The sequence below is a fragment of the Mesorhizobium sp. M7A.F.Ca.US.011.01.1.1 genome (assembly GCF_003998295.1).
Classification (GTDB): Bacteria; Pseudomonadota; Alphaproteobacteria; order Rhizobiales; family Rhizobiaceae; genus Mesorhizobium.
In genome coordinates this window covers 1-8,471 of the sequence record NZ_RZRT01000109.1, presented here as the reverse complement: position 1 = coordinate 8,471, position 8,471 = coordinate 1, and the positions used below count along the sequence as shown (strand labels likewise).

The 8,471-nt window shown below is 59.4% G+C and carries 7 protein-coding genes and 2 pseudogenes; 5 read left to right on the top strand and 4 right to left on the bottom strand.

Features of this window, described 5'->3' with window-relative positions:
- Positions 1-238 precede the first annotated feature (238 nt).
- The gene (locus EOA13_RS35900) at positions 239-541 is read left to right on the top strand and encodes a response regulator (RefSeq protein ID WP_348629781.1); all 303 of its coding nucleotides are present in this window, start codon (positions 239-241) and stop codon (positions 539-541) included.
- Positions 542-997: 456 nt separating this feature from the next.
- Here EOA13_RS35900 and EOA13_RS35895 read toward each other — a convergent pair whose 3' ends face one another.
- Entirely contained in the window at positions 998-1,207 is a 210-nt protein-coding gene (locus EOA13_RS35895) for a hypothetical protein (protein WP_127297887.1), read from the bottom strand.
- A gap of 737 nt (positions 1,208-1,944) precedes the next feature.
- Between EOA13_RS35895 and EOA13_RS35890 the strand changes: the two are divergent.
- A pseudogene (locus EOA13_RS35890) lies at positions 1,945-2,202 on the top strand (transposase); the annotation flags it as partial.
- A gap of 241 nt (positions 2,203-2,443) precedes the next feature.
- On the opposite strand, the gene EOA13_RS35885 reads toward EOA13_RS35890, so the two are convergent.
- Complete coding sequence (locus EOA13_RS35885; RefSeq protein ID WP_127297886.1) at positions 2,444-3,496, bottom strand: IS110 family transposase; 1,053 nt, start codon at positions 3,494-3,496, stop codon at positions 2,444-2,446.
- 68 nt (positions 3,497-3,564) lie between these two features.
- Between EOA13_RS35885 and EOA13_RS35880 the strand changes: the two are divergent.
- Positions 3,565-4,264 (top strand): annotated as a pseudogene (locus tag EOA13_RS35880) (IS3 family transposase); the annotation flags it as partial.
- Positions 4,265-4,490: 226 nt separating this feature from the next.
- Here EOA13_RS35880 and EOA13_RS35875 read toward each other — a convergent pair.
- A complete protein-coding gene (locus tag EOA13_RS35875; RefSeq protein ID WP_127297885.1) occupies positions 4,491-5,510 on the bottom strand; it encodes an IS110 family transposase in 1,020 nt (339 codons plus the stop codon).
- Here EOA13_RS35875 and EOA13_RS38445 point away from each other — a divergent pair.
- Entirely contained in the window at positions 5,457-5,861 is a 405-nt protein-coding gene (locus tag EOA13_RS38445; protein ID WP_348629780.1) for a transposase, read from the top strand. The two genes, EOA13_RS35875 and EOA13_RS38445, sit on opposite strands and share 54 nt — an antisense overlap.
- Positions 5,862-7,115: 1,254 nt before the next feature.
- On the top strand, positions 7,116-7,562 hold the full coding sequence (locus EOA13_RS35865) for a BA14K family protein (protein ID WP_127297884.1): 447 nt from the start codon (positions 7,116-7,118) through the stop codon (positions 7,560-7,562).
- Positions 7,563-7,725: 163 nt separating this feature from the next.
- On the opposite strand, the gene EOA13_RS38195 is transcribed toward EOA13_RS35865, so the two are convergent.
- Positions 7,726-7,899: a hypothetical protein gene (locus EOA13_RS38195; RefSeq protein WP_164780564.1), complete on the bottom strand. Its 174-nt coding sequence runs from the start codon at positions 7,897-7,899 to the stop codon at positions 7,726-7,728.
- Between the last annotated feature and the right edge of the window lie 572 nt (positions 7,900-8,471).

Sequence of the window (8,471 nt, the reverse complement as noted above, 5' to 3'; positions counted from 1 at the left end):
GAAAGCCGTGGCCTTCACCCCCACCGGCAAGGACGGCGTCTTCCAAGCCTTCTTCAGACATCAGAAAATAGAAACAGTCGACCTCAACCTCTGCAGACGATAAGTGACAAAACTGTTCGCGATGTCCTCGCACACCTGTTCGCGATGTCTCCGGTCCAAACACGCTATCCCACCCCCGTTGATCGGGTGGAACTAAAGCTCACTCGCTCCGTTATGGCGCTGCCGACAGGGGTGCTTCATGAGCGAAAGTGCTATTCTAGTCGTCGAAGACGAACTCTTGATCCTGCTCGACCTTGAATCAGCTTTGCAGGACGCTGGCTTTCTCGTCGTAGGAGTGCCGAGTGCCGAAGCCGCCGTAAAGGCGTTTGATGAGGATCCAAACAAGTTCGCCGGCCTCCTTACGGACATCCGTCTCGGCTCTGGAGAATCTGGCTGGGAAGTAGCGAGGCACGTCAGGCGAGCCAACCCAACCCTACCTGTGGTCTACATCAGCGGCGATGGTGCGTTTCCTGGGGGTCTGAAGGCGTTCCGGACAGCGTGATGATCGTCAAGCCGTTCTTTCCTCCTCAGATCATTACGGCGCTGTCCACACTGCTCAATCGGCAACACCCAACAGCGCCGAACGGAGGCGAACCCTCTCAGTAAAGCAAGTCGGCGCGATCGGCCGAAACAATCAGATAACGCGATGGTGAAAGTGGATGCGGTAGCCCGCCTGAGCCAGTCGCGTCCGAGTGATGCCCCCATCTCTCGTCCGCACCGCATCCAACAATCTTGTAGCATCCTTCGCGCGGGCCGCCCAAGTTCAAGCAACGTTTTTAGTGTTGACAATGATGGAACCGTGACAAAAGGAAACTTGTTGGGGCAGCACCCGTCCCCAAATGGCCTGCCTCTCCAGGAGCCCGCTGCCGAAAGGTGGCGGGCTTTTCGCGCGTATAACCAGTCAGTTTTCGGAGGGGTGAAAAGGCTCCAAACCTGCCCGCTGGCCTCGCCGATTGTTCTATGTCCGGGCTGCGGTCTCCGCATACAAGCTTTTGCGGGTCCGTTGGAGCAAGTGGTGCATGTCTGCCAAAAGTTGCATGGCGTCCGCCGTCGGACTGCCTTCGTGATCCAGCAAACCCACGATGATATCTTGCTTGGACAAGATACTTTCGGTGTGAGCAAGCTGGCTCATCAAATACGCGAGCCGGATCTGTGCCGGTGTTGACATCGGCTTTCTCCCTGGTCGGGCGAAAGCCTGATGATCGCTCCCAAACGCCTCATGCCTGTTTGTTCTTGCTTTTGAAGCGACCGATTGAGTTTGCGCCCATAGGGAGCGCATGGCAACCCGCATCTCGGCCGACGTGCAGGCTCACCTCTGATGGAACATCATGTAATGCTAATAGTTATGGCTTGGCAGGGACCGCCCTCCCGGCACGTCCTCCTTTGGGACGGCCCGCTGCTGCCGTGAATGGGGCAGCGGGTTCTTCCGGGTTTCGAGCCGACCAAATCGTGCTAAATGGGCGATGAAAAAAGCCGCCCAGCGTATGTTGTTTACGCACCGCCGCTGATCGGCCTTCCGTTCCTGGCTGTGATACTGGCCGCTGATGGGACGACCACCGCAACGCCCTTTGACACCGCAGATGAAGCAGCCGACCACAACAAGTTGATGGCCGGTAAGAACGGAGCGGGACCGCTTCGCCACTAGCCAAAGCCGCTCAGGTCAAAGCGCCCTCAACGTCGCCGGCACGCTTCAGTGCAATCGGCTCGGCGCGCCCAAGTCATACCGGGCTAGGAAATTAGAAATTTCCGCAACGGTCTCCATGTCGGGATATGCCGCCAGTGCTTCGGTGACGTTGTCACCGGCCTTGCCGAGCATGGGATCAGCATAAATCGCTTGAAACTGACCTTGCCCCTCTGATCTAATCCGGTTTGAAGTTCGTTCTGGCCCATCGAGAGGACCAGGACATGAAACGTAGCCGCTTCTCTGAAGAGCAGATCATCGGAATTTTGAAGGAACACGAGGCCGGGGTATCGGTTGCCGATCTGTGCCGCAAGCACGGGGTCAGCGACGCCTCGATCTACAACTGGAAGGCCCGCTTCGGCGGCATGGATATCTCCGAGGCTCGGCGACTGAAGGCGCTGGAGGACGAGAACACGCGGCTAAAGCGGCTTTTGGCCGACGCCATGCTCGACAATGCCGCGTTGAAGGATCTTGTGGGAAAGAATGTATGGTCCGCCGTCCGTGCAAGGGTTCGCGACATCGCCGATGACGATTCCAGTTGCATAAATGTATCCGGCCTCTCGCGAGTGAGCTGCTGTTGCAGCCAGGCCATGATGAGATCCGCGCACGCCGTTCCCAATAAATGGTTCGGGCACGAAGCCCGCTTTTTTGCACAGGGCTTACGGCATGCTGATCCACTGTTTCGTCATCACTATTCCCGAGCCTTGCAATCGAGCCGGAACGTCAGGCGAAAGCAGGGTCCCTGCGTTCGTAGAGCGCTCCCGGCTTGGTCAGGACAACCCAGACAATGCGCGCCATCTTGGCGGCAAGTGCGACAACAGCTTTGTTCGGGTGCATACGGCTCTGCAACCCGTCAAGCCAGCTTCCCAGGCGATCCCGGGTTCGATCCAGGTGACGGAAGCATGATCGCGCGCCATGAACGAGCAGCTTGCGAACGTAGCGGTTCCCGCGCTTACTGATACCGAGTAGCTTCTGCTTGCCTCCGGTCGAGTATTCTCGAGGGACCAGCCCCAGCCATGCGGCCAGGTCGCGAGCCTTCTGGAACTGGCATCCGGTGCCGACGGCCGCCAGTAGCGCGGTGGCTCCCAATGCTCCGATTCCGGGGATCGTCATGAGCCGGCGGGCAACATCTTCTCGGTCTGCGATCGCTGCGATCTCCCTCGTCACGTCGTTGATGCGCTGTTCCAACTGGCGCAGATCTGCGAACAGGTCCACGAGCAGTTTGCGCATTGCCGGCGAGAGGTCATTCGAAAGGTCATCGAGAACCAGTGGCAAGTCGAGCTTGAACAGTCCGGCGCCCTGTCTCAATGCGATGCCGTATTCCAGGCAGAATGCTCGCATCTGGTTGATCAGACGGGTTCGCGTGCCGATCATCTGGTCGCGCACCCGATGCAAAGCTTGGAGGTCGGATTGCTCCTCGCTCTTGATCGCGGCAAATCGCATCGTCGGCCGCGTGGCTGCTTCGGCGATAGCTTCGGCATCGATGATGTCGCTCTTGTTCGACTTGACGTATGGCTTCACGAACTGCGCTGGGATCAGGCGAACCTTGTGCCCCAGTGCCTGAAGTCTCCTGGCGATCCATTGCGATCCAGCGCACGATTCCATCCCGACGATTGCCGGCGCTGCCCGCTCAAAGAACTTCATCAACGTATCGCGTCGGAAGCGAACTCGCTGGACGGGCTCGCCGTCGCTGTCCAAGCCGACGACGTGGAAGATGTTCTTGCCGATATCGACACCATAGACGGCCGCAGGGCGCGGCGCATTGCGTGGGGACATTGCAACCTCCTTTGTTGTGACTGCCCAGATGATGCTGCGGGAGGACGGGGCGGACCATCCCATTAATGGTGACGCCCGCGGCCAAGCGGAAAGCTGTCGCTCGCCTGAAGGAAGGCTTCGGGATGAGCGAACGGCGGACGTGTAAAGCCATCGGCTGTTGCCGCATGACGGTTCGCTACGAGACCAGCAGGCCGGACGACCGCGAGGTTCGCGAGCGGATGAAGGCAATCGCGCAGGACGTCGTCGGTTCGGCTACCGGCGTCTTCTCGTGATGCTGAGGCGGGAGGGCCTGATCGTGAACCACAAGAAGCTGTTCCGGCTCTATCGGGAGGAGAAGCTCGCCGTTCGCCGCCGTGGCGGCCGCAAACGGGCGATCGGGACAAGGGCGCCGATGCTGGTGCCGCTGAGGCCCGACGAGCGCTGGTCGCTCGACTTCGTATCGGACCAGCTCACCGACGGGCGCCGCTTCCGCATCATGGCCGTCGTCGACGACTGCACGAGAGAGTGCCTGGCACTCATCGTTGATACGTCTCTCTCGGGCATGCGGGTTGCCCGCGAATTGGACCGGCTCATTACCGAGCGCGGCCGGCCGAGGATGATCGTCAGCGACAATGGCAGCGAGTTCACCTCGAACGCCATCCTTTCCTGGGCGGATCAGAGCCGCGTCGAATGGCATTACATTACATTGCGCCCGGCAAGCCGATGCAGAATGGCTTCATCGAGAGCTTCATGTATGGACGGCCCCTGCGTTGCAAGGCTCTTGGTGAGGTTTCGGCAGCGCACGGGTCGGGTGCGTTCATGTATACGGCCTGTTGATGCGGCCAGTGCTCATGACCGCTGGCCCTGATGGAATTCGCGGATCGACGCCTCATCAACGGGTCGCGCTCGTGGCGCCCAAAGCTCTGCGGGCTTTGTCGATCCCCGGTCCGCCCGGTTGTGCCATCACCTCACGTTCGCCCTCGCAACCTGTGAACCTCGTCCACTGACCTGCGCCTTAGAACGTCGACTGAGCTGGCGAGCGGAAAGGCTGCTCACGCACCATCAACGCCCAGGCGATCCGCGCCATCTTGTTGGCGAGCGCGATGATGACGACCTTGGGCGGACGGCGCTGCTGCAGTCCGCGGATCCAGTTCTCACCCGCCGCGGCGCGCGCTTTCGCAAACCGGATCGCGTTGCCGGCGCCCACATACAGCAAGTGACGGATGTAACGGTCGCCGCGCTTCGATATGCGCCCCAGCCTGTCCTTGCCGCCGCTCGAATGGCTCTTGGGTGTTAGGCCAAGCCAGGCGGCGAACTCACGACCCGAGCGGAACATGGTGGGATCGGACACTGTACTCGTGATTGCCATAGCGGTGATCGGGCCGACGCCGGGTATGGAAGCGAGCCGCCGGCTGACGGCTTGGGTTCGGTGGATCGCGATAAGCTGCATCTCGATCGTGTCGATCTGCTTCCATGTGCTCGCGAGTTGCTCGACAAGCAGGTTCAGCGCGTCACGCGCGAGAGGCGGCACGGACGGGTCATGCAGTTGCGCCGCCAGCTTCTCGACGCGCTGGATACCTTGGGGTGCAATGATGCCGAACTCGGCGAGATGCGCGCGCAGTGCAGTGGCGAGCATTGTTCGCTGGCGCACGAGCAGCTCGCGAGTTCGGTGCAACATCAGCATGGCCTGTTGGTCGGCTGACTTCACGGGCACGAAGCGCATGGTTGGGCGCGTGAGCGCCTCCGCTATTGCCTGTGCATCGGCGGCATCGGTCTTGTTGCGTTTGACGTAGGGCTTCACGTACGCTGGCGGCATGAGCCGTACGGTGTGCCCGAGCGCGCTCAACTCACGCGCCCAGTAATGTGCCGTCGCGCACGCCTCAAGGCCGACAAGGCAGGGCGGCAGGGTTCGGAAATAGTCGAGAACCTGCGCTCGTCGCAGCTTGATCTGAGCAACTGTGCGACCTGCCGCATCGGCGGCATGCACTTGGAAAACCTGCTTTGCGATATCAAGTCCAATGACACTGATCTCCATGGGATGCCTCCTGATGACTGTTATGCACCGGCCGCCATTATGCCACGCCGATGCCGGGGTGCAGGGGCCGTCCATCCCATCAACGGCCGACTGCGCGATGAACTGCTCAACGAGACGCTGTTTACCTCGCTGGCCCAGGCGCGCGTAGCAATCGCCCTGTGGCGCGCCGACTACAACACCGCGCGGCCGCACTCCCAAATCGCCTGGCAGACCCCGGCCGAATTCGCCAGCACCTTCAATCCGCGACGGTCGCTCGCGCTGCGCTATGCCAACTGCTCCGCGCCAGCGCCCGTCCCTTCACCCGCCCAGCAGGGCACAACCCACGCCGGAAACGAACTCAAAACTGGATAGAAACTGGGGGCAAGGTCAAGATCGGAAAAAACTATCGCGCATTGTACTTGCCAAGCACGCGATGGCAGATGGCCAGTCGATCCTGCTTTCCGTGAACGTCAGGGCAGGGCGGTACTGCTCCAGGGTCCATTCACGGCCGGCTCCTCGTCGCGACTTTCCTTAGGCGGAGGGTAAGAGAACACGCAGTTGCAATCGCGCGGGGGTTGGAGATGTGGGTTTCACCAAGGCGGTGTCGTCAGGCCAGTAGGCCGGGACCATGACTCGCCAAGCACCAGGAAATCGCAACCGCCTTTCACCTTCTGTACACTACTGGCCCCTTGACCTAATCGGCGGCGTCGAATGTCGGGATGCGAAGCTGTGAACTCACAAATGGGAATGACCGAGTCGAATTCGGATGGTGTCTGTCACCCGTAGCGAATTCAAGGAATTCGGGTTCTACGTAGATCGTGTGCATATACGACGGTTCACCTAATATTTCTTCGGTGGCGGAGCAGCATTCCCTACCTACCGTCCCGTTTGGCCGCCGCTATGCCGCTATAATGCGTCCGCAGAACACGATAGTGGGTTTGAAGTGGTAGCGGGAGAGGGATACCGCCAATACCGTGCGGCCACTGAATTCGTTTACCAACCCGATTGACCGCTCAAAGGCGGATGTTCGCAGGGATACCCACGAACCCCATTGTTCTCCGTTGCGTCCAGTTGGGCTGGGGACCTGGGTTCGAACCAGGACTAACGGACTCAGAGTCCGTCTGCACATTTTTAAATCATTGCGGTTTACATCGGCGTGCCGCTACCATCTCGCTATATGCCCAAAAGCGACGCCGCAGCGTCCATCGCGGTCGTGTCATCGCCCTTCGGAAACACCCATGTGTCCAGCGTCACCACGAATGACGAATGGCCCATGCGGTCTGCACGACTTTCGGCGCAATGCACCGCCGGAACCGGCCGAGGCTTAGAAAGCTGAAGCCAGGCAAGCCGAGCCCGCCATCTTGATGTTGGCCGAAGTGCCGATTGCTGCTTCCACCTCGTACGGCAACGACGGAAGCCCGCTTCGGCGGGCTTTTTGGGTGTGGCGGCGAATTTGGGTTACGGGCCCGACATCGTTTGAGGGACAACCGATGCTCCGCCGCCACCAGCCTCAATCATTGTGAGCACGATAAGTTCCTCGAACGCGCGATCGATGCAGGACGGAACCATTGGTCTTTTAAATCGTTTTAAGGCCATTGGGGATTCAACCACCCCTTAAGGAGTGTAATGAAAAAGATCATATCGGGTTTTCTGGCCGCCGCGTTGTCGGCTTCATTTGCGGTGACGGCCGCTGGGCCAGCTCATGCAGCTCAGACTTTCGTCCCCATGGCGTCGACATCTTCCGACACCCAGATGATCGACTACAAGCCGTGGCGGAGGCATCACTCATCCAACGGCAACTTCTCCCGCAACGATGGCGCTAATTGGAACGGCCATCGCGGATACCGTGAGCATCGGCGAGGCTATCGTCGGCATGGTGATTATTGGTTCCCGCTCGCCGCTTTTGCGACGGGCGCGGTGATCAGCGGCGCGATCATAAACAGCCAGAGCCGCGTTCACCGCGGCGATTCGCATATAACATGGTGCTATGACCGCTACCGCAGCTATCGTGCGTCGGATAATACCTTCCAACCGAACTATGGACCACGCCAGCAGTGCAACTCGCCCTACTGATGAGATAGGTCGGGTCGTCAAAGCCCCGCTTCGGCGGGGCTTTTTCATGTCGCCATGTTGCTATTCGCAGCCTCCGCTGATTGCCATGCCTTACAATCAACGGCTTATGTTGCCATCCATTTCGAAGCTGGCGACACGGCTTTCGGCAATTTCGGCGACTAAGTCATTGTTTTTGCTTGACTGCAGCATGACGGTGGTCGCTGGTTCCAGGAAGTTTCTGGAGTGCCGCCAAGACCCGGTCGCGCAGTTTGCGATTTTCTATGCCGGTTTCGATCCGCTCATCGTCCGGCAGTTCATGTTTTCCCACACTCACCGGCAGTTGAGGCTCCGCTGCCACAGCCGATCCGCACGGTAATCAGCGGCAACGCACGAAACCCCGGGTGAAGACGAACGTTACGCGTGGCGATTCGTTCAAAGAGAAGCTGACTGGATGAAAGTGAAGAACGATGTTGGCGCATGCGGAAGCGGGAACAGGGCGGAGCGCGGATCGTCACGGTTCTTGGTGGTTCAGGCTTCATCGGATGAGGTGGACAGAATAGTCACATATCAAATACTTAACAGATCATGGGGTGCGAAAGGGCCGTTAGCTGGGACACATCTCTGGTGACCACTCGTGCTCTTACACGTTCCAGCACGGGGAGATTACTCAGTTTCCCGATGTCCCGATTAGCCACGGATTCAGAATGTTCGTCGTATCGATCCAATGATCAGCCGGCATCAACGGAGCGGCCCCGTATTCCGGTGCTACTGAAATGACGTGCGTGTCGAGTTCGTCGAGATTACTGGTGCCAGGTATCGTTCTCCAGAAGATTCCCCATTTCGACAGTTTGTCAGCCAAGCCGCGGAAGTAGAGATCAGGCGGGGCCGTCCGGCAACCGTCTTAGGGTTTCATCTTGGACCCTCATGGAC